The following is a 21,070-nucleotide window of genomic DNA, read 5'->3' as shown; positions in this document are numbered from 1 at the left end:
AAATCAAACAAATGCTTGGCAAAATTTTATCCTTTTATTTCACAGTACTTTCAACACTTATCCTATTCGGTCAAAAAACGGATATTAAAAAGCCTGCACAAGACACCATTCATCACGTTATTGCGCATCCTCAAAAGTTATTATACATCAAGCCTGATAGCTTAAAATTAAAACAGATTCCAACTTACGGAATTGATTCACTTTTTATTCGCACTTACGATAGCTTGCACATAAAATCAAATTCGCCGCACCTAAATAAATCTTCACCAAAAATTAACGCAAAAAAGTAAAAATCCAACTAATTATCGTAAAAAACGCACAACTCGCAGATAATTAATCGAATTAATTATCTGTACGCTTACTTTTAATTTTGAAACTAAAATGAGAAACATTAACCCTAAACACAATTTGCTCAAATAAAAATATTCGATAACCTACGTTATCCACTTAAAAGGAACATTCACCACTTTTAAGCTTGAAAAAAGTTACTGAGATTTTATTGCTTTGAAATCCTTTAACACAATTAATCTTTTGTAAAGAATAAGCCTCGATCCAATAAGATCGGGGCTTATTTCATTGTTACAACACATATCTATGGATTATTGGCTCATTAAGTACGAAATATCTACGGTCGTAAAGTGATTGATATTTTCATGATTTAACAAAAATTTAAGAAATTTTGAATTTAAAACATCTATTTTTGCCGCCGAGCAAAGGGGTGTAAACTTTCCCTTAAAATTTAAAAATAAAAAAGGGATGCGTAAGTTTTTTTTAATCTTAACAGGTTTTCTTACAGTGAATTATGCTTTCACTCAGGACACGGGTAAAATTACAGGCGGTATTATCACCGAAAAACCTGAAGTGTCTCAATCTTTCGTTACACTTAAACTACATACTGCTACTGATAGTACTTTTATAAAAGGAAATCTTAGTGATATTGATGGTAATTTTATTTTTGAAAATATCCAATACGGAAACTACTATTTAGAGGTTTCTTTCTTTGGATTTGAAAACAAATATGTCAATTTTTCACTAAATGAAAATCAACTCGATCTTGGTAAAATAAAAATTGCAGAAAACGAAAAAGTATTAGACCAAGTAATGGTTATTAGCAAGCAAGATGTTGTTAAGTATGAGATTGATAAAAAAGTACTAAAAGTATCGCAAGATTATGCCAATACATCTGCGACGGCTTTTGAAGTGTTAGAAAATGTACCATCTATCTCAACCGATATTGAGGGGAATTTAAGTCTAAGAGGCAGTTCGAGCTATACGCTACTAATTGATGGAAAACCGTCTTTAATGGATGCCAGTGATGCCTTAAAAATGATTCCTGCGAGTTCGATTGAAGACATTGAAATAATGACCAATCCTTCTTCTAAATTCGATTCGGAAGGAGTTAGTGGCGTTATCAACATCATTACAAAAAAGGATAAAACGAACGGTACAAGTGGAATTATAAATATTGGTGCAGGATTGTACAATGCTTATAACGCCGATGGAACTTTTCAAATTCAGCGCAAGAAAGTCACTTTAAATTTGGGGGCTAATTTCAGAACCAACGACTCCCCTTCTCAGCAAATTACAGAAAGATTAACCAAAAGTGACAGTTTAGATAATTTGTATCGCCTTGAAGGTGAAAACCTACGCAAACGATTGTCTTTTGGGGCAACAGCAGGTATTGAATTTCGTTTAAACGAAAAGAATGCAATAAATGTCAGTTATGAATACAGCGGTTTCAAAATGTCGATGGATAACAAATCAACCATACAAACCTTCACGAATGGCGAAGAAACAAGTTCATATTATAATACGGAGAATAGAGATTGGGATTTCAGCGGTAGTAGAGCTTATCTAGATTACTTTCATTATTTCAACGATAAAAAATCTCATTTCATCACCCTTAGTGGATTCTATAGAGGAAGAAATGGAGAGGAAGAAGCAATAACGAACTATTATTATACGCCAGGTTCACTTGATGGAGGGAATAGAAATACAGAAACTGGTCCGACTGGCCGATTTAGATTCAAATTAGACTATCAAAAACCTTTTGAAAATGGGAATCAATTTTTAGCAGGTTTACAATCAGATTTAGGAAATAGTACTGATTTTACAAAAGCATTTACATACGATCCTACAGCTGCAGAATATATTGAAACACCACTATTCTCAACGGATGTAAATTATACAAGAAATATTCACGCTGCTTATTTAATGTTTAATGGTAAGGTTAAAAAATTAGGTTATCAATTTGGTCTTCGTGGAGAGTATACAGATCGAGACATTATTCCATCTAAAGGAGAGTCTGCAAAAATTGAGCGATTTGACCTTTTTCCAAGTGTTCATACTTCTTATCAACAAAGTGATAAAACTCAATTCATATTAAGTTATAGTAGAAAAATAGAACGTCCAAGAAGTTGGTATATGGAACCTTTTATCACATGGGTTGATCAATATTCTGTTCGAACAGGGAACATTAATTTATTACCCGAATATATCAATTCATTTGAATTTGGTTGGATTCAAAACATGAGTAAAAAATCCACTTTTTCTTTCGAAGCGTACCATAGACAAGTCATTAATAAAACAGAAAGAATTCAAAGGGTATACGAGGATGAAATAGTCATTACAATGCCAGAAAATGTTGGAACATCAAATGCAACAGGTCTTGAATTGTCGCTTGATCATATTATAAAACCATGGTGGCGAGCAACTGTAAGTGGAACGGTATTTAATTATATGTTAAAAGGTCAAGTCGACGATTTAATTTTTGATCAACAAGCAATTAACTGGACCGCACAATTAAACAATTCATTCAGTCTAAAAAATGATTGGAAAATTCAATTAATGACGAGTTATAATGGTCCTGTAACGACTGCTCAAGGTCTAACAAGTCCATTCTTTAGGGCCAACTTAGCTTTAAGAAAGTCATTCTGGAAGAAAAATGCTACAGCTACTTTACAAGTTAGAGATGTCTTTTCAACTACAAAAAGAGAAAGCACTACGATCAGCAATAATATTGAGATTTATTCATTAAACGAGCCAAGAACACCAACAATAGTAGTGGGCTTATCTTTAAAGTTTAACAACTTTAAAGAAAAAAGAAACGCAAATAACGACAACGGAGATGACTTTTAGAAAACAAACTACATATTTATTACTTACTGTATTCGCCATTTTAAGTAACAATTTTTCTGTTCTAGCGAATGAAGACATAGGCGCTATTTATGTAAACCTACAAAAAATGCAAAGTTTAAAGCGTGTGCTTTATATTGCAGCCCATCCAGATGATGAAAACACAAGAGCACTGGCTTATTTCTCTTTAGATGAAAAAGCAGAAACAGCCTATTTATCATTAACACGTGGTGATGGTGGTCAGAACTTGATAGGTGACGAATTAAGTGAAGATTTAGGGGTATTAAGAACACAAGAATTATTAGCTGCCCGATCGTTTGACAAAGCCAAACAATATTTTACGAGAGCTGTTGATTTCGGTTATTCAAAATCAGCGAAAGAATCGTTAGAATTATGGGGCAATGATGAAATTTTATCAGACGTTGTATTGGTTATTCGTCAATTTAAACCCGACGTAATTATCACGAGATTTCCACCAGATAAAAGAGGTGGACATGGTCATCACACAGCTTCAGCAATGCTAGCAATTGAAGCATTTGAGAAAGCTGCAGATAAAAATTATTTACCGGAGCAAGTAAGAAAATTCGGTACTTGGCAAACGGGGTCTTTATACTGGAATGCTTCGAGTTGGTGGAATAAAGAATTAAAGACGACAGCTGTTAACAATCCTGAATATATCATTCAAGATATTGGTGGCTATAATACGCTTTTAGGTAAATCTTATACCGAAATTGGAACGATTGCTAGAAGTCAGCATAAATGTCAAGGATTTGGAGCGATTTTAGATCGTGGTACACAGCTTGAATATTTTGAATATATGAAGGGAACAAAGTTGAAAGACGGTTTCTTTGAGAACAATACGAGAACTTGGACCAGCTTAATCAATAAAGAATTTGAAGCGAAGTTAGATTCGATTGTAGCCAACTTTAATTTTGTAGACCTTGAAAAAAACGTTCCAGCTTTATTAGCTTTACGCAAAGACATCAATAACTTACCAGAATCAACTTTTAAAACAGAAAAATTGGCAAGATGTACTGCCATCATTCAAGATTGTTTAGGATTATATGTTGAGGCTATCAGTAATGATTATGCTTACGTTCAAGGATCAGAAATTGACTGTGAATTAAACTTGTTAAACAGATCTAATTTACCCGTAAAATTGGTTGCGATCAACTTAGGTACAAGTCAGAAAAAAGTAGACATCAATTTACCTACAAATGAAATTATCGTCGAGTCAACTCCGCTTAAATCAACCAATGTTTTAAGTAATCCGTATTGGTTACAGGCGCCTTTTAACACATTGTTTACAGTTAAAAATGCGGCCAATTTAGGTAAAGCTGAAGGTTCTCCCTCGTATCATTATAGTATAGTGGTTAATATTGATGGAACAGAGATGCCACTGCCTGTAGCTGTTGAGCATAAATGGAAGGATCCGTCATATGGTGAACGCCGAAGAAGTGTGATAACAGCGCCTAGTTTTTCTGCCAATTTCGACGAAAAAATCGTGATTTTACAACCTGAAAAGTCAAAAAAAATAAGATTACAACTCCATAGTTTTGAAGGGGACATTAACGATAAACTGACGTTATCGGTACCAAGTGGATGGACGGTAACACCATGTGAAATTCCTGTTAAAATTGATAAGAAGAATGAGGATGTTTGGGTTGAATTTGAATTAAAAGCATCAAATGACGCACAAAGAGGAAATTTGGTATTAAAGAATAATGCAGGTGATGAAATTTTCAGCTATACTGAAATTGTATATGACCACATTCCAACACAAGTAATCTTCAGAAAAGCTGATTTAACATGTATCAAATTAGATGCAAAAATCAATCCAGGTAAGGTTGCTTATATTAAAGGAGTTGATGACGCTGTTCCACAAGCGATTTCACAATTAGGTTTTGATGTTGAAGTTTTTGAAGTAAAAGATTTGGCAAATATTGATTTGAATAAATATCAATCAGTTGTATTTGGTATTCGTATTTATAATGTCTATCCAGAGGTTAAGAATTTTGATACAAAATTATATACCTACGTTGAGAATGGTGGGAATTTAATTATCCAGTACAATACAGCAGGTAGACAACAAACTGGAGAAACATTCGGAGGTCCATTACCTTTCGAATTATCTCGTAATCGTGTTACTGAAGAAGATGCTCCAGTAAAATTTTTAGCACCAAAACATCAGATTATGAATACGCCTAATGCGATTACTCAAAAAGATTTTGAAAATTGGGTGCAAGAAAGAGGTTTATACTTTGCTAATAACTGGGATAAGGCTTATCAACCATTATTCTCATGGCATGACGAAGATGAAGCTGCACAAGATGGAGCATTAATAGTTGCACAACACGGAAAAGGTCAGATTATCTATACTGGAATTTCCTTTTTTAGAGAATTACCGAATGGTGTTGAAGGAGCATATCGATTATTCGCAAACTTATTAAGTTACCAAAATGACTGAACAGGAAGACAAGACAAATTGGCGAGCGTGGTACTGGGGCTTGGTGCTATTATTATTGGCTCAAATAATCATTTATCTACTGATATCTAATCAATATTAATTATGAGTTGGATAGATTGGACAGTACTTATTTCTACCCTTTTACTCATTGTTGGGTATGGATCTTGGAAAACAAGAAAAAACAATAATCTAGAAGGTTATTTAAAGGGGAACAATTCAGAAAACTGGATGACCATTGGTTTGTCAATTATGGCAACTCAAGCCAGTGCCATTACATTTTTATCAACACCTGGCCAAGCTTATGAAAGTGGAATGGGATTCATCCAATTCTATTTTGGTCTGCCATTGGCAATGATATTAATCTCTATATTCTTTTTACCGATTTATTATCGCCTTAAAGTCTATACAGCTTATCAATATCTAGAACAAAGATTTGACTCTAAAGTTCGTTCGTTTACCGCTTTTTTATTCTTAGTTTCAAGAGGATTGGCAGCAGGAATTACTATTTATGCGCCAGCAATTATTCTGTCTACCCTACTCGATTGGAACTTACAATTGACTTGTGTTATCATCGGTGTGCTGGTAATCGTTTACACTGTTTCAGGCGGAAGTAGAGCTGTGTCCTTGACGCAAAAATGGCAAATGACTGTTATAATGGGCGGCATGTTCTTGGCTTTTTATTATGTCATACAAAGTTTCCCATCGAATATAGGTTTTGCTGATGGTATAGATATCGCAGGATCACTTGGTAAAATGGAAATCATCAATTTAGAAGTTGATCCTTCTAATAGATATACCTTATTCTCTGGTTTAATTGGGGGATTATTTTTATTCCTTTCCTATTTCGGGACAGATCAATCGCAAGTACAAAGATATTTAGGCGGTAAAACTTTAAAAGCATCTCGATTAGGATTGATGTTTAACGGTTTATTTAAAATACCTATGCAGTTCTTCATACTATTAGTTGGTATTATGGTATTCGTTTCATTCCAATTTAATAAACCACCGATTATTTTTAATACTTCTGCAGTAAATATTGAAACACAGAAGAATGCCGAATTACAAGCTATTGAATCAGAATACGACGCAAATTTTGAAACGAAAAAAGACGTATTAGAGAATTGGGACAGTAATAATTCTGCTTCAATTGAATTGGTTCAGACTTTACAAAAGAACCAAGATTCTTTGCGCGCTACGTATAAGACTACAATGGCGAAAATAGATGATGATTACGAATCAAAAGACAGTGATTATATCTTTTTAACCTTTGTATTAAATTTCTTACCGAAAGGATTGATCGGATTATTATTAGCCGTGATTTTCTCAGCTGCTATGTCATCAACAGCTGGAGAATTAAACGCATTAGCTTCTACCACAACAATTGATTTTTACAAGAAGTACTGGTCGAGATCGGACGATGAAAAAACAGATTTAAGAGCGAGCAAATTATTAACCGTAGGATGGGGAGTTTTAGCGATCGTTATCGCATTAACTGCAGGTCTTTTTGAAAACTTAATTCAATTGGTCAACATTTTAGGATCACTTTTCTACGGTACAATATTAGGTGTATTCTTATTGGCATTTTTCTTTAAAAGAATTAATGGGAAAGCCGCTTTAATTGGCGCAATCATTGGCCAACTTTTCGTTTTAACATTACATACATTAACCGTCTTAGATTACGTCGAATTAAGTTACTTATTGTATAACATTATAGGTAGCTTTGTTGTTGTAGTCTCAGGAATAATCGTTCAAATTAGTATAAACCAAAAATAAATAAAAATGAAAAAATTAGTTCTATTAGTAGCAGCTGGCTTGATGTTAGGTACATCTTACGGTCAAACTTTACCATCGCCAAGTCCATTGGCTAAAATTACTCAATCAGTAGGTGTATCTGAATTAGCGTTAGAGTATTCTAGACCAAGTGTAAAAGGCAGAACAATCTTCGGAGAGTTAGTTCCTTATGATCAAGTTTGGAGATTAGGTGCGAATGCATGTACAAAATTCACAAGTTCAACAGACGTTAAAATTGGTGGTAAAAATTTACCTGCTGGAACTTATTCTGTTTTCGCAACGCCAAGTAATAATGGTGAGTGGACAATCGCTTTCAACTCAGATATTGAGCAAGGTGGAACAGGAAATTATGACACGAAAAAAGATGTAGCTTCTGTAAAAGTAAAAGCTACTACAAATTCTTTTAATGAGACATTGGTTATTGAGTTCAATACTTTAACGAATAACTCAGGTGTAATTTCTATTCAATGGGAAAAAGTGAGAGTTGATGTACCTTTTACATTAGCAACTGATCAGTTTGCAAAAGCAAATATTGATGCAGCAATTAAAAAAGGTGAAAATTTAGAAGACGTTTATTATAACGCTGCTAATTATTTCTACCAATCTTTAAAGAACAACAAGTCAGCAATGACACATGTTGAAAAATCATTGTCTTTAAAGCCTTCATTCCGTGCATATTTCTTAAAAGCAAGATTATTACAAGAAGAAGGAAAGACTGCTGAAGCAATTGAATTGGGTGATAAAGCACACAAAATGGCTGTAGAAGAAAAGTCTATGGGTTATGCTTCATTCATTGAATCTACTGTAAAAGGTTGGAAATAATTCGAATGAAAATTTTATAGAAAAGCAGGTCCATTGGGCCTGCTTTTTTTATTTGGATAATATTTTGCTGATCAAGACTTCTATTTCATCAGCTCTGGTAAGGGTCATCATATGTGATCCTTTTTTTATTTTATAATCTGCATTAACATTCCTCATTGGAATGGTATGATCGTTGGAACCGTGGATATGCAGAATATCGCCTTCAAAACTGGTTCTTTGCCAAGTCATGATCATCGCAATTGTGCGACTGAGAAAAAGAGGATCTTTAGCCTCCAACATTGCAACGCATGTCTCCTTCTCTTTATTCCTGTCAGGTTCGACTATTGGCTGCATGAATAATGCCCCTTTTTTGGACATTTTGCTCGACATGATTTTATAAACAGGAAGCTTATTTTGAAATCGATATCGCCAAGGCAATTCCTTTTTTGTTTTGGCACTCGATATTAGAATTGTTTTTTCTGGTTTGAGAAAGCTATTCATTTCGGTAGCCAACATACCTCCTAACGAAACACCAATTAAGATAAACCTTTGATTGGTATCAATTTGTTTTGCCAACTCTCTGGCAAACGTATTCATCGACATATTCTCTTCTGGAACGGAATAGATTATGTTTCGCACATCGTAAAGACTATCAATGTTGATGTTTTTAAAAATCCTAGCGTCTGATCCTTGCCCAGGAATTAAATAAATGACAGGGTTATCCTGCGCTTTTAAAGACGCAAAATAACCTAAGAAGATAAATATAAAAAGACTTCTTAATGTCATCTATTTCAATTTTATTTAGTCTATTTTGCTAGGCCATCAACGATACCATATGCGATAGATTCCTCTGCTGTCATCCAATAATCCCTATTAAAATCTTTTTGAACTTGCTCCAAAGTCTGACCACAGTTATCTGCCAAAATTTGCGCACTTATATTCTTTGTTTTAATAATTTCATCCATTTGAATTTCGATATCAGAAGCTTGTCCACCTGCTCCGCCACTTGGTTGGTGAATCATCACTTTTGCATGAGGTAAGATGAATCTTCTTCCTTTGTCTCCGCCAGATAATAAGATTGATCCCATTGATGCTGCTAATCCTGTACAAACTGTTGATATTGGGCATTTAATCGCTTTCATAGTGTCATAAATAGCGAAACCTGAAGTTACATAACCACCTGGACTGTTAATCACCAATTGGATTTCTTTTTTAGGGTCAATCAATTCTAAATATAACAATCTATCAATGACATGTTTTGCAGAATCATCATCTACTTGTCCCCATAAAAAGACTTTTCTATCATTTAAAATTTTACTGTCTATTATATCTTGTAATTTGGTAATGTTTTCCATTTGTATTTCTTGTTTTGCTTAAATTTAATACTAATCTTCTATAATTTTGTAATAATTATTGATGGATGTCCATTTAGTCGGATAAACGGTGTTAAAACAATCTAAAACGCATTAAATAGATGTTGCAACACGTAACGTATTTATTCCTATCTTAGTGACATGAATCGAAACAACTTCATAAAACTATTGAGTATGGTACCATTAGCTGGATTTGCAAATAATTTGAGTGCTTTAGAAAATTTGACGACATTTTTTTCACCGACCAAAAAGATGCCTGTACTATTTTTTGGTCATGGAAATCCAATGAATGCCATTAATGAGAATGAATTTGTTGAAGGATTCAAAACGGTTGGAAAAACGCTAACAAAACCAAATGCCATTCTTTGTATTTCGGCACATTGGTTTACCAAAGGAACAAAAGTAACTGCGATGGAAATGCCAAAAACGATTCATGATTTCGGCGGTTTTCCTCAAGCATTATTCGATGTTCAATACCCGGCAAAAGGCAGTCCTGAATTGGCAAAAACCACCAAAGAATTGTTATTGCCTACCGAAATTGTATTGGACGATGAATGGGGATTAGATCATGGTACTTGGTCGGTTATTAAACATTTATATCCCGATGCTGACGTGCCTGTAATACAATTAAGTATTGATTATACAAAACCTGTTGCTTATCATTTTGAATTGGCCAAAAAACTCAGTATTTTAAGAGAGCGTGGCGTACTAATTGTGGGCAGTGGGAATATCGTTCATAATTTAAGAAAGGTTGATTTTAAACGCATGGATGAAGTCGATTACGGCTTTGATTGGGCGATAGAAGCCAGAGCAAAGTTCAACCAACATATTTTAGACGGTGATTTTAATCCTTTATTGAATTATCAAAATATGGGATCCGCAATACAGTTAGCAGTTCCTACACCAGAACATTATCTGCCTTTGATTTATTCGTTAGCATTAAAGGATAAAAAAGACAAAGTAAGTTTATTCAATGATAAAATGATAGCTGGATCGTTGAGTATGACCTCTGTATTGATTCAACCAACGAATTAAGGTTGGAACTGAGTTACTTTACCGGAATAATTCATACCATTCTCAGTAATTACTTCGTAAATCATATTCGGTTGAAGCTTAGTATCAATTATATTATTCATGCCCGATTGTAAAGTCTGTTCGACCAATAATTGACCATTGATATTGTACAGTTTAATATACGCCAATCCATCACCATTGATTTGAACGGTGTTTTTAGACATAGAATAAACAAGGTCCATTTGCTCCGAAATTTGATCTTCAATTCCTAGCCAACCTACGCATGTTCTTCTAGAAAGCGTACATCCATAATTATCTGTTACCGTTCCAATATAACAACCTGCCTGAGTTACTGAAATAGTTGTATTATTAAAACTCCAATCAGGGTCTCCCTCTAATGTCCATTCATAAGAATAATTAGGTGTACCCCCACTTGCAGCCATATATAAGAGACAATATCCCCCTGGTTCTCCATCTTCACTTCCAAACTCTACAAAACTCAGTGAATCGGGTGAATTAATTATTATTAAGTTCTCAATTTCACAGCCCGCATCATCAATTATATAAAATGAATATTCGCCAGTAGGTAAATCTGTAGCTCTGATCGCGTCAGCCTCATTCATTAGATCGCCATCTTCATTTCTAATCTCCACTGTATATGGTTCTGTTCCTCCCACTCCAAAAATTTCAATCCAGCCCGTTGAATCACCATAACAATATGGGTCTACCCTAGTAACCTCAACATCAAAATCTTCACATTGGGCAAAAGTTGCTATTGATAAAAAAGAAAATAAAATTGTTGTTATTGTTTTCATAGTATATGTTTGAGTTAGGAATTTTACAATCTAAAATTGATTGGCAATACATAATAAGTTCGAACAGCTTCATTATTCTTCAGTCCAGGTGTCCAATTCGACATTTCAGCAACAATGCGTTCAGCTTCTTTATTCAATGCGATATTTGCTCCTTTTACGACTTTTAGATTAGACAATGCACCATCTTTCTCCACAATAAACTGAATATAAACAACTCCTTGAGCTTTTGTATCCAAGGCATCTTGAGGGTATACTACTTCTTCTTGGATGAACTTCGCCATTTTCTTTTCTCCTCCTTTAAATTGAGGTTCGACATCTACGATAGTGTAAACAGTATCTTTTTGTACGAGAATGGAAGCTTGCACTTGGAAAGCTCCAAAAGTTAAGGTAGCTAAAAGAATAATTCGGAATATATTTTTCATAGTGTTGACAATTAGGTGTTTTCGATCCTTACTTATCGATGAAGATAGTAATTAATCTTTAAACGTGCGTCAATTGGCGATTGTTGTCTTTGGTTGCGCTTACATTAGCATCGTCATTAATAACTGAATTCAACTAAAACAAATTCCCACATAAATGATATAAATAGTAAGGTTTTGATTAAAAAACCTCTAAATTTACTAGAACAACTGATAATTGGCGAATACTCCACTCTAAATTGGACATTCATCGTATAAGGAACAAATATTTACAGTCTGTAAATCTGTAAACACAATTATAGAAACTAATTAAAATGAAAATTTCAAGTCTAATATTATTGAGTCTTTTTGCTGTTGCTTGTGGAAATCAAGAAGATAATTCGGAAGCAATAACAGAAAATAAAACGACAGTTGAACCAACAATCACAGAGAATACTAATCCACACCAACTCGTTTCGGTAGGTGAAGAAAAATGGATTATTGACGAAGGGATGCGGGTTTCAGTTGACACGATAAAAATGGAATTAGAAGCATTCAACGGTGAATCACTTGAAGAATATGCAGTCTTATCTGACGAATTAGCATATCAAACCAAATCAATTATCACTAATTGTACGATGAAAGGCGAAGCGCATGACGAATTACATAAATGGCTCATTCCATTCATCAATTTACGTAAAGAATTAATAGGTATCAATGATGTTCAAGAAGGTGCTGTAATTGTTGAGCAACTAAAAACTGAGATTGTTGTTTTTGAGACTTATTTTAAATAGGGATATTACCTTTTTGGGTATAAAGAATCCCCCTTCAACTCCAATATCAAGCCAATCCTTTTTCCTGATCAACGAATTCAATTTTAAAAACAGTTCCATTATCGTTGTAACACTCAATTTTTCCATCCATTTGTTCTACAAGTAAATTAATTAGCGTCATACCAAATGATGTTATATTGTTCGTATCATCTTTAATTCCGATACCATTGTCTCGCAATATTATTGTAACGGTTACACCTTCTTTTTTGATTACAGAAGAAATAATACCTTCTTTTCTGCCTGTAAAAGCATGCTTATAAGAATTGGTTATAATTTCATTTACAATTAAACCTACAGGTACTGCGTTGTCGATAGATAAATTAATGTCACTAATATTCGTTTCACAAATGATCTTTTTATCGTCGTCTAAATAAAGATTTGAAATTTGATTAATTAGACTTTCGTAATAGGATTTAAGCGCAATCGCTTGAAGACTCTCTTTTGTATAAAGCTTTTGGTGAATCAAAGAAATTGAAGCCAATCTATTAACACTCTCTTCAATGGCAGTTTTTACTTTTGAGTCATCAATTTCCATTGCTTGTAAACGAAGTAGACTTGAAACCAATTGCAAATTATTTTTAACCCGATGGTGAATTTCTTTTAACATCAAATCTTTTTCATCTAAGGCTTTTTGTAATTCTACACCTCTTGCAATAATCTCATTATTCTTAACAATCAATTCAGTACTCAATTTCGATTTAATGATATAATTTCTATAAATAAACAACGCCAAGAATAATAGTAGCAATGAGATACCAGCCGCAAAATACAATTGCGTTTTTTGTGACTCCATTAAAATATGATCCTTTTCATTCTTAACAACAGCTAAATTCAGTTCTTTCTCCTTACGTAACAATTCGAAATCTAAATTATGATTGGCCATTTTTTGATGATAATTCTCAAGATTGATAGAATCATTAAGGCTATTGTACTGTTTGTAATAATTGAAACATTCGGTATAATTTTTCGTTTTTTCAGCATACTCCGCACAGAAAAGGAAGTATTTCTTTTTAATATTTCGAAAGTTATTTTGTTTAATACCGTCGTACGCGAGCTCCAAGTATTTCTTCGCTTCATCATACCTTGCAGTTTCCAAATAAATTTTCCCCAAATTGAGTTGTGTAATACAGGTATTCTCTTTTTCATTGGCCTGTAAACTAGACTCTAAATCATTTAATAATAAAGGTTCGGCTTTGATATATTCTTGCATGGATAAATAAACATCACCAACATTTCCTTTCACTAATCCCAAAAAGAAATCAGTATTATTATTTTTTTGTGCATCCGGCAATTCATTTTCTAGAAAGTACAAAACCTTATTAAAATAGAATAAAGCGGAATCTATCTCATTCAAATAATGATAAGCCAACCCCATATTATTCATCATACTATATGGGTATAAAACAGAAGTGTATTTTGTCCCTAATGAATATGATTTTTTGTAATTTTTAATGGCTTCATCATATAGTTTTTGCTTCATCAATATCGAAGCAATATAAGAATAAGCAAACTCGCTATTTAAATAATCTTTTTTACGATTATTGATTGAGATAACCTTAACAATATGTTCGATTGCATTATTATAATAACCTTGTTTTGTGTAATAAGTCGACCAAGTATTGAAAATATTGACACTATCAATCGTTGTACAATGCGGATTTGATAATATTTTAGTGGAATTTACATTGAGATCAGAAAAATCGCTCCTGTGGAAAGCATAATTAAATGCTAACTTCATTCTTAAAAATGGAGAAATCGCATTTGTGTCGTCTACATATTGAGCCAAATAAGTCTCAAAGGATTCATTTCTTGTTTCTCTTTCTAATAATCTTAAGAAAGCACTCGATCTTACATCATTTGATAGTAACTCATCATTAATTTCATTTTTTAATTGCTCTACAGATTTCGATTGCGCATAGGTATAGCCATTTCCAAAGAATACAATGAAAATAAATAAAAAAACGCACCTGGTGCCAAGTAAAACTTTATTGTGGGTCAATGAAAAGTTAGGCATTATTAACTGTATTAAAAACAGGAAGATACTTAATATTAAAACACTGCCGTCAACGAATTCTAAAAAAACAATTCTACGCAGTTAATATTGGTTGTGAACCAAAGATAAATAAAAGTACAAACATACAATCTTTATATTGTCACTTCTCACTTTCAACTGGTAAAAAATACGGTTGAGATTGAAAGAGTAACGCTTCATGCAAATTGTCTAATAATTGCAATCAATCCTGCTTAACATTGTCATGAATCTATAAATTCTCACGATGATAAAATTGAATATAAAAAAATACATACTCACTTTAGTTGGTGTGTTATCATTCACCAGCGCTTTCTCACAATACCATATTAAAGGGCAAGTTTTGACCGAAAATAATGAGTTGTTGATCTCAGGAAATGTACTTGCTTATACTACAATTGACAGCACATTCATAATCGGTGGACTTATTACTGATGGCAAATTCGATTTATATCCAATTCATCATACAGCACTAATATTAAAAATTAGATCATTTGAAATAAAGGACTTTTATATTGACATTTCCAATCCCAATAACGATTCACTAATTGAATTAGACAAATTAACCATGCAAGACAATGAAGTGCTAGAGACAGTTGAGATTCTTGAATACATCCCTTTATACGAAATTAATGGCACAACCACAAAAGTCAATGTCGAAAAAACTATGCTCTCTGAAAGTATTGACCCGATTGAAATTCTAAAGAGGTCACCAGGCATTAAAATTCAAGATGATGTGGTGTCAGTAATTGGTAGAGGAAATACACTTATCTATGCCGATGGTCAGGAAATATCAGTCGCTCAATTTAAAATGATACCTGTACAGCAAATCATTTGAATTGAAATTATCAAAGATCCATCGGCTAAATATGGAAGTAATGCGGGTGCAATAATAAATGTCATCACAAAGAATTATTACCGTGAAGGCTGCCAAATAGCGATTCGACAAGCCGTGCAATTACCAACGGTATTATCATCAACCAGCATCGGTATAAATTTCGAAAAAAAACAATGGCTTTTAAAAGCAAACTATTCAACCTCTATTGGTAATACGTTGAATACTTCTATTCGAAATACTGAACGTACAGGCGCATATCGAACTGAATTAGAACTACTAGAAGAATCAGCTATTCAACAACACAACGCCAGTCTTGGTGTTAATTATAAAATTGATTCATCCAGTCAATTCGCACTCGAGTATCAAACAAATATCGGTCGATATAATGTAGATATTACATCGAGCAATAAAGTATTTGCTGATCAGTATACAACTTACGACGCAGATAATATCGGCACCATCAACCTCAACAATCGTAGTTTAATTGGCAATTATAAAAAGAGACTAGATTCTTTGGGGAGTTCATTATTTTTTGGTGCTCAATATTCTGGCTATATTTTAGCTTTAGAAGAACAAATTTCAGAGGACATCTCAATCGACAATATTTCAATAGGGAATAAACAACGAAATATCGTCTCCAACAACTGGATTCACTTACTCTCTGCCCAAATTGACCATCAATATTTTATATCCTCTCCCCTTTCAATAAGTAGTGGAATTCGTTATTCGAATAGCACGAATAAAGGTGATTTAAATATGATGAATCAAGTTGAAGATGAACTCATTTTTGTTCCAAATTATTCATCAACAACGGCATTTACAGAACAATTATTTGCTGCCTATACTGAATTCAACCTAAAAGCAGGTTCATTTGATTTTCGTGCAGGACTTCGATTTGAAAGAACTGATGCCGATGGTTTGACAACACAAAAAGATCAAACAAGTTTGAGTAGAACATATAATTGGTTCATCCCTTCTGTTTTAATTTCAAAACAAATGAATCAATACATCGGTGTGAATTTGAGTTATAATATCAATACCGGTCGACCATCTTATAATGATTTAGATCCTAAAGTTTTTTATGTCGATTCCTTAACATCAAAACAAGGGAATCCACTACTTCTTCCTCAGCTTGACCACTCTGTCAAACTTGCTATTAACTTAGGCCAACTTCAGCTGGACGCCACGTATTACCGATCAGTAAATGCTTTTAAAAATATCACGAAAGAAGGACTTGGTGGCGTTAACAGTGTGGTACTATACCGAGAAAATGTTGATGCCGATCGTTTTTATATGTCTGCTACCATCCCATTTCAAAAGAAATTTTTTACTGCTTATTTCAATTATGCGATCAATTGGGATAAAATAATAGGTGAATATGGCGACTTCAGTTCTATTGATTTAAAACCGAATCATTATTTCTATTTATACACGCAAATAAAAGTAAAACGAATAGTTAATATTGAATTCATAGGAAACTATTTTTCAGGAAGATTTGACGGTATATATGAAGACTTTAATAGTTATAGTTTATCAATTGGCCTTTCCCGTACCTTTTTAAAGGATCAATTAAAATGTAGTATTTTAGCTAATGATATTTTCTTTTCAGAAAGAAATGCCGGGACCTATTATATTGGAGCATATTCGGTATCCTATTTAGACAAAAGTTATAGTCAATACATGCGTTTTTCAATCAACTTTAGTTTTGGAAAATTGAAGGAGCAGAACTATCAGTCAGTTGATGTGGGTAGCGACGAAAAAAGAAGAATAAAATAATTAATATGAAGGAGATACAGTTAAAAAATAACTGGTTTATAAAATACTTGCCCTGGATTGCTGTGCCTTTTTTCGCCCTGATTTATTATTCCCTTCTGTTAATAATGAGCACAACATCTGACGGTGAAGACGGCTTCAATTGGATCGCTTTGTTTATGATTACAATGCGTTTATCCATCTTATGGTTTTTCGCTCAAAAATGGCTAAACTATAAGCTATTAAAAGGAAAATCACTGAACGTGATAACTTTCATTCTTGGTGCTTTTGGAATAATGATAATGAATGTATTGATTTACTATTTACTCAGATCCATTTTCATTCCGATTTTCGCACCACAATACCCTATTTTTCAATCGATCATTTTTCTAATGAATTTTCTCGAGGGATTTTTGCAAGGAATTATATTAATGAGTTTATTATATGCCATCAATCATTTTAAACAATGGCAAAAAGAAGCAATTGAGAATGAACGTTTACGTGCAAATGAATTAGAATTATATAATAAATCTTTAAAGAGTCAATTGAATCCTCATTTCCTATTTAATAACCTCAATACATTATCTAGTTTAATTAAAAGTGATCCTGAAACAGCCGATCTGTTCCTACATGAGATGAGTGATTTATACCGCTACATTCTCAAAACCAGTGATGAAGAATTAATTCCGCTTGAAACAGAGATCAAATTTGCTAAAAACTATAATCACCTTTTAATGAAACGATTTGGCGACAATTATAAAGTAACAATGGACATTCAAGATTTGGATTATTATTTACCACCGATGTCATTACACTCATTATTAGAAAACATTGTCAAACACAATAGAATTGATGATGATTACCCAATGGTTTTCTCGATTCAGCAAGATGGTGATTTGCTCACAGTGCGGAATCAAATTCATTTAAAAAAGAATGTAGATTCGACTGGTAAAGGTTTAAATATTCTGAAAGAACAATATAAATACTTAACAGATCGTGCCATTATTATTGAGGTGACACCTCATTTATTTCAAGTCCAAATCCCTTTATTAAAATTATAAATGATTAAAGTTTTAATTATAGAGGATGAAAAAAGTGCATTTGAAAACCTGAAAAGAATTCTAGCACTGATGCCGCAAGAAATTGAGATTGTTGCCTGGTTGCAAAGTGTCGAACAAGGACACGAATGGTTTAATTCGAACGAAATGCCAGACTTAATCTTCCTCGACATTCAATTGAGTGATGATTTAAGCTTCAAACTATTTGAAGATAGACAAATTGATGTCCCAATTGTTTTTACAACCGCATATGATGAATTTGCCATTCAAGCTTTTGAACTCAACAGTATAGCCTATATCCTTAAACCCATTGAAAAGGAAAAAATTGAGCAAGCGTTAAATAAGTTCGAAACGCAAGAAATCAAGAGAGATATTCCAATGCAAGCGGTGCTAGAAAAATTAAGCGGCTTACGTCCAAAAGATGCGGTAAAGGAACGTTTTTTAGTCCACAAGGGCGACGAGTTAATCGTCATAAGAACGGCAGAAATCGCATATTTTTATCGTTCAGATGCTACTTACTTGGTTCATGAAAATGGCGAACATTATGCCATAAAATATAGTTTAGAGCAATTAGAAAAGCTATTGGATGCCAATCACTTTTACAGAATCAATAGGCAAATGATCAGTTCCATTCATGCGATAGCTAAAATCAGCTTATGGTTCAACGGAAAATTAAAAATAGAGTTGACACCAAAGTTTGAGGAAGAAGTATTTGTGAGCAGAGAGAAGGCGCAAGCATTCAAGGCGTGGATAGATGTCTAAAAATGACCCTAAGTAAGATTTGTTAAACTTTTTGTGCTTTGACATCTCGGGTTTGTTCATGCACAATATATAAGATGATTATACTTGAAATTGCAGCGAAAAAACACCAAACGGAAACAACATGCTCGTTAAAATATACCCGAGAAATAGAATATGTAATCATGTTCATTACAAATAACATCCACATTTTTCCTCGACTAGAAATCAAATTTGGAAGCGTTACAATCAACACATATATTCCCCTAAACCACGAACTAGAAGCAGTGTGACCTCCATAATCATAGATTATACTGTGATCGACGATTTCTGCTGTAATCTCTTTGGTTAGCAGGAAAAATGATAAAACTAAAGTCACTGCACATCCCAGCATCGTCATCCAGAACAATATTTTCTTTCGTTTTGGTTGGTGTTCTACCCTCCACAAGGTAACCGGAATAACAACTGGCCAGATGATCCATGCGAATATGATAAATCCATAGGTACTTACTTCTAAGAGCCCCGCAAAAGAGTAGTATAGAGAAGCGAGCCAAACCCAACCTTCAATGAATTGATGGAAACCAAAAAAGATTGGAAAAATGGCAATAAAACGAATGTCATTATTCCCTGCTTTTTTATAAGCTATGATTCCTGATGTTGTAATTACCGCTGCTGCGGCGAAACTTGCTTCTGTAGAAAAACACATGTCATTAAAGATAGAAAAAATGTCAACTTTTAGATGAAGTATTGATAATTATAAGTTGAGTGTAGGACGTGTGCTGATATTTGAGGATGAATATTCTCAGATTTGGGTTTTAGCGCAGAAGGCTTAATGTTTAGATCTAAAAATAGGTGACTGGGGATTGCGACAGCAATGGACTCGGAGGCGCCGGCACAAGTGTTTCGAGGTTGAGACCCGAACTAATCGCCAACGGAGTTGGCAATGGTTCTGATAAATTTTACAGAAGGTTTAATGTTTAGATCTAAAAATAGGTGACTGAGGATTGCGACAGCAATGGACTCGAAGGCGCCGGCACAGGTGCTTCAAGGTTGAGACCCGAACTGATCGCCAACGGAGTTGGCAATGGTTCAGATAAATTTTACAGAAGGTTTAATGTTTAGATCTAAAAATAGGTGACTGAGGATTGCGACAGCAATGGACTCGAAGGCGCCGGCACAGGTGCTTCAAGGTTGAGACCCGAACTGATCGCCAACGGAGTTGGTAATGGTTCTGATAAATTTTACAGAAGGCTTAATGTTAAGATCTAAAAATAGGTGACTGAGGATTGCGACAGCAATGGACTCGAAGGCGCCGGCACAGGTGTTTGGGGTTTAGGAGCCGAACAGACTTACCAACTTTGTTGGACGTTGTTCTGATGTTTTTTTGGGGGCTCGACAGGCTCGATGTTATTAGGAGTTTAAAGGATTACTCGCTTTGCTCGTGATCCTTTGAACTCCGGGTGAATAAAAGCTTTAAAAAATCTGTGATTTTTTGAACTTTTGTTGTTAAGCGCTCTCGCTCAATCCCAGCAAGCTGGGCTTGGACTCTTGCTCAAAACAACAAAAGCCCTCCGCAGAGCGGAAAGCTTTTGTTCTTGTGACCTCGGAAGGATTCAAACCTTCAACCGCCACAGCCGTAATGTGGTATTCTATTCAGTTGAACTACGAGGCCCTTTTGGATTTTTAAATCCGGTGCAAAAATAAAACTTTTTTTTTAATCTATCGTGTAAAAAAGGAAGCAAAATTAAATTAATGAATTTTAGCGTCAATTCCACGTTCGTTAAGAGCGCGGCGCATTGGTAACAATTTATCCATATCACCTTCCTTTACAGCACATTTACCATTGTAATGAACAATCCATGTGCATTGTTCGGCTTGAATAATTTCATGTCGACAAACTTTAACTAAAGAGTCAATTACATGATCAAACGTGTTCACGTCATCATTATAAACCACTAAATTCTTACTGTCTACTTCTTTTTCGAGTAGCGCAACCTTTTCATCAAATTCAACTTCTGTACTCATTTT

General features: G+C 34.0%; 18 protein-coding genes and 1 tRNA gene. 11 read left to right on the top strand and 8 right to left on the bottom strand.

The annotated features are described in order from the left end of the window. Positions 1 to 11: 11 nt before the first annotated feature. From T367_RS0116460 to T367_RS0116440, 5 genes are all read left to right on the top strand, one after another. Entirely contained in the window at positions 12 to 290 is a 279-nt protein-coding gene (locus T367_RS0116460; protein ID WP_027420835.1) for a hypothetical protein, read from the top strand. Positions 291 to 756: 466 nt separating this feature from the next. Beyond that, positions 757 to 3,138 (top strand): outer membrane beta-barrel protein, encoded by a 2,382-nt coding sequence (locus T367_RS0116455; RefSeq protein ID WP_027420834.1) that lies wholly within the window; start codon positions 757 to 759, stop codon positions 3,136 to 3,138. After that, the gene (locus tag T367_RS0116450; RefSeq protein WP_035845412.1) at positions 3,128 to 5,602 is read left to right on the top strand and encodes a PIG-L family deacetylase; all 2,475 of its coding nucleotides are present in this window, start codon (positions 3,128 to 3,130) and stop codon (positions 5,600 to 5,602) included. Before T367_RS0116455 ends, T367_RS0116450 begins: the two co-directional genes overlap by 11 nt. A gap of 102 nt (positions 5,603 to 5,704) precedes the next feature. Then, the gene (locus T367_RS0116445; protein WP_027420832.1) at positions 5,705 to 7,375 is read left to right on the top strand and encodes a sodium:solute symporter; all 1,671 of its coding nucleotides are present in this window, start codon (positions 5,705 to 5,707) and stop codon (positions 7,373 to 7,375) included. A gap of 6 nt (positions 7,376 to 7,381) precedes the next feature. Next, the gene (locus T367_RS0116440; RefSeq protein ID WP_027420831.1) at positions 7,382 to 8,215 is read left to right on the top strand and encodes a DUF2911 domain-containing protein; all 834 of its coding nucleotides are present in this window, start codon (positions 7,382 to 7,384) and stop codon (positions 8,213 to 8,215) included. A 48-nt stretch (positions 8,216 to 8,263) separates the two neighbouring features. Here T367_RS0116440 and T367_RS22800 read toward each other — a convergent pair whose 3' ends face one another. After that, on the bottom strand, positions 8,264 to 8,980 hold the full coding sequence (locus tag T367_RS22800; RefSeq protein WP_051568621.1) for an alpha/beta fold hydrolase: 717 nt from the start codon (positions 8,978 to 8,980) through the stop codon (positions 8,264 to 8,266). A 20-nt stretch (positions 8,981 to 9,000) separates the two neighbouring features. After that, complete coding sequence (locus tag T367_RS0116430) at positions 9,001 to 9,549, bottom strand: ClpP family protease (RefSeq protein WP_027420830.1); 549 nt, start codon at positions 9,547 to 9,549, stop codon at positions 9,001 to 9,003. Between the two features lie 192 nt (positions 9,550 to 9,741). Between T367_RS0116430 and ygiD the strand changes: the two genes are divergently transcribed. After that, positions 9,742 to 10,602, top strand: coding sequence for a 4,5-DOPA-extradiol-dioxygenase (ygiD, locus tag T367_RS0116425; protein WP_027420829.1), 861 nt, complete (start codon positions 9,742 to 9,744; stop codon positions 10,600 to 10,602). Here the strand turns inward: ygiD and T367_RS0116420 are convergent. Together T367_RS0116420 and T367_RS22795 are read right to left on the bottom strand one after the other, a co-directional pair. Next, complete coding sequence (locus tag T367_RS0116420) at positions 10,599 to 11,396, bottom strand: hypothetical protein (protein WP_027420828.1); 798 nt, start codon at positions 11,394 to 11,396, stop codon at positions 10,599 to 10,601. The two genes, ygiD and T367_RS0116420, sit on opposite strands and share 4 nt — an antisense overlap. 23 nt (positions 11,397 to 11,419) lie before the next feature. Beyond that, positions 11,420 to 11,818 (bottom strand): energy transducer TonB, encoded by a 399-nt coding sequence (locus T367_RS22795; RefSeq protein ID WP_051568620.1) that lies wholly within the window; start codon positions 11,816 to 11,818, stop codon positions 11,420 to 11,422. Positions 11,819 to 12,129: 311 nt separating this feature from the next. Here T367_RS22795 and T367_RS24170 point away from each other — a divergent pair, with 311 nt between their 5' ends. Then, positions 12,130 to 12,588: a hypothetical protein gene (locus T367_RS24170; protein ID WP_051568619.1), complete on the top strand. Its 459-nt coding sequence runs from the start codon at positions 12,130 to 12,132 to the stop codon at positions 12,586 to 12,588. A gap of 46 nt (positions 12,589 to 12,634) precedes the next feature. Here T367_RS24170 and T367_RS0116405 read toward each other — a convergent pair whose 3' ends face one another. Beyond that, positions 12,635 to 14,641, bottom strand: coding sequence for a histidine kinase dimerization/phosphoacceptor domain -containing protein (locus tag T367_RS0116405; RefSeq protein WP_027420827.1), 2,007 nt, complete (start codon positions 14,639 to 14,641; stop codon positions 12,635 to 12,637). Positions 14,642 to 14,903: 262 nt separating this feature from the next. Between T367_RS0116405 and T367_RS0116400 the strand changes: the two genes are divergently transcribed. The 4 genes from T367_RS0116400 to T367_RS0116385 all read left to right on the top strand — a co-directional run bounded on the left by T367_RS0116400 (position 14,904) and on the right by T367_RS0116385 (position 19,066). After that, positions 14,904 to 15,494 carry a hypothetical protein gene (locus tag T367_RS0116400; protein WP_027420826.1) on the top strand — a complete coding sequence of 197 codons (591 nt, stop codon included), beginning with the start codon at positions 14,904 to 14,906 and terminating at the stop codon, positions 15,492 to 15,494. 114 nt (positions 15,495 to 15,608) lie between these two features. Next, positions 15,609 to 17,270, top strand: a complete 1,662-nt coding sequence (locus T367_RS0116395) for an outer membrane beta-barrel family protein (RefSeq protein WP_027420825.1) — start codon at positions 15,609 to 15,611, stop codon at positions 17,268 to 17,270. A 104-nt stretch (positions 17,271 to 17,374) separates the two neighbouring features. Further along, on the top strand, positions 17,375 to 18,307 hold the full coding sequence (locus T367_RS0116390) for a sensor histidine kinase (RefSeq protein ID WP_027420824.1): 933 nt from the start codon (positions 17,375 to 17,377) through the stop codon (positions 18,305 to 18,307). After that, entirely contained in the window at positions 18,308 to 19,066 is a 759-nt protein-coding gene (locus tag T367_RS0116385; RefSeq protein WP_051568618.1) for a LytR/AlgR family response regulator transcription factor, read from the top strand. It abuts the gene before it with no gap. Positions 19,067 to 19,088: 22 nt separating this feature from the next. Here T367_RS0116385 and T367_RS0116380 read toward each other — a convergent pair whose 3' ends face one another. The 3 genes from T367_RS0116380 to T367_RS0116370 all read right to left on the bottom strand — a co-directional run bounded on the left by T367_RS0116380 (position 19,089) and on the right by T367_RS0116370 (position 21,067). After that, entirely contained in the window at positions 19,089 to 19,748 is a 660-nt protein-coding gene (locus T367_RS0116380; RefSeq protein ID WP_027420822.1) for a DUF6629 family protein, read from the bottom strand. A gap of 892 nt (positions 19,749 to 20,640) precedes the next feature. After that, positions 20,641 to 20,714: transfer RNA gene (locus T367_RS0116375), tRNA-Arg, on the bottom strand. A 77-nt stretch (positions 20,715 to 20,791) separates the two neighbouring features. Then, a complete protein-coding gene (locus T367_RS0116370; RefSeq protein ID WP_027420821.1) occupies positions 20,792 to 21,067 on the bottom strand; it encodes an ATP-dependent Clp protease adaptor ClpS in 276 nt (91 codons plus the stop codon). Between the last annotated feature and the right edge of the window lie 3 nt (positions 21,068 to 21,070).

It is taken from the genome of Crocinitomix catalasitica ATCC 23190, assembly GCF_000621625.1.
Classification (GTDB): Bacteria; Bacteroidota; Bacteroidia; order Flavobacteriales_D; family Crocinitomicaceae; genus Crocinitomix; species Crocinitomix catalasitica.
The sequence above is the reverse complement of the archived record's forward strand: the minus strand, read 5'-3'. Positions and strand labels throughout refer to the sequence as shown.

Bases quoted from the DNA above. Each gene is read 5' to 3' on its own strand.
- T367_RS0116460 (WP_027420835.1), top strand. From the start codon at position 12: ATGCTTGGCAAAATTTTATCCTTTTATTTCACAGTACTTTCAACACTT.
- T367_RS0116455 (WP_027420834.1), top strand. From the start codon at position 757: ATGCGTAAGTTTTTTTTAATCTTAACAGGTTTTCTTACAGTGAATTAT.
- T367_RS0116450 (WP_035845412.1), top strand. From the start codon at position 3,128: ATGACTTTTAGAAAACAAACTACATATTTATTACTTACTGTATTCGCC.
- T367_RS0116445 (WP_027420832.1), top strand. From the start codon at position 5,705: ATGAGTTGGATAGATTGGACAGTACTTATTTCTACCCTTTTACTCATT.
- T367_RS0116440 (WP_027420831.1), top strand. From the start codon at position 7,382: ATGAAAAAATTAGTTCTATTAGTAGCAGCTGGCTTGATGTTAGGTACA.
- T367_RS22800 (WP_051568621.1), bottom strand. From the start codon at position 8,980: ATGACATTAAGAAGTCTTTTTATATTTATCTTCTTAGGTTATTTTGCG.
- T367_RS0116430 (WP_027420830.1), bottom strand. From the start codon at position 9,549: ATGGAAAACATTACCAAATTACAAGATATAATAGACAGTAAAATTTTA.
- ygiD (WP_027420829.1), top strand. From the start codon at position 9,742: ATGGTACCATTAGCTGGATTTGCAAATAATTTGAGTGCTTTAGAAAAT.
- T367_RS0116420 (WP_027420828.1), bottom strand. From the start codon at position 11,396: ATGAAAACAATAACAACAATTTTATTTTCTTTTTTATCAATAGCAACT.
- T367_RS22795 (WP_051568620.1), bottom strand. From the start codon at position 11,818: ATGAAAAATATATTCCGAATTATTCTTTTAGCTACCTTAACTTTTGGA.
- T367_RS24170 (WP_051568619.1), top strand. From the start codon at position 12,130: ATGAAAATTTCAAGTCTAATATTATTGAGTCTTTTTGCTGTTGCTTGT.
- T367_RS0116405 (WP_027420827.1), bottom strand. From the start codon at position 14,641: ATGCCTAACTTTTCATTGACCCACAATAAAGTTTTACTTGGCACCAGG.
- T367_RS0116400 (WP_027420826.1), top strand. From the start codon at position 14,904: ATGATAAAATTGAATATAAAAAAATACATACTCACTTTAGTTGGTGTG.
- T367_RS0116390 (WP_027420824.1), top strand. From the start codon at position 17,375: ATGAGCACAACATCTGACGGTGAAGACGGCTTCAATTGGATCGCTTTG.
- T367_RS0116385 (WP_051568618.1), top strand. From the start codon at position 18,308: ATGATTAAAGTTTTAATTATAGAGGATGAAAAAAGTGCATTTGAAAAC.
- T367_RS0116380 (WP_027420822.1), bottom strand. From the start codon at position 19,748: ATGTGTTTTTCTACAGAAGCAAGTTTCGCCGCAGCAGCGGTAATTACA.
- T367_RS0116370 (WP_027420821.1), bottom strand. From the start codon at position 21,067: ATGAGTACAGAAGTTGAATTTGATGAAAAGGTTGCGCTACTCGAAAAA.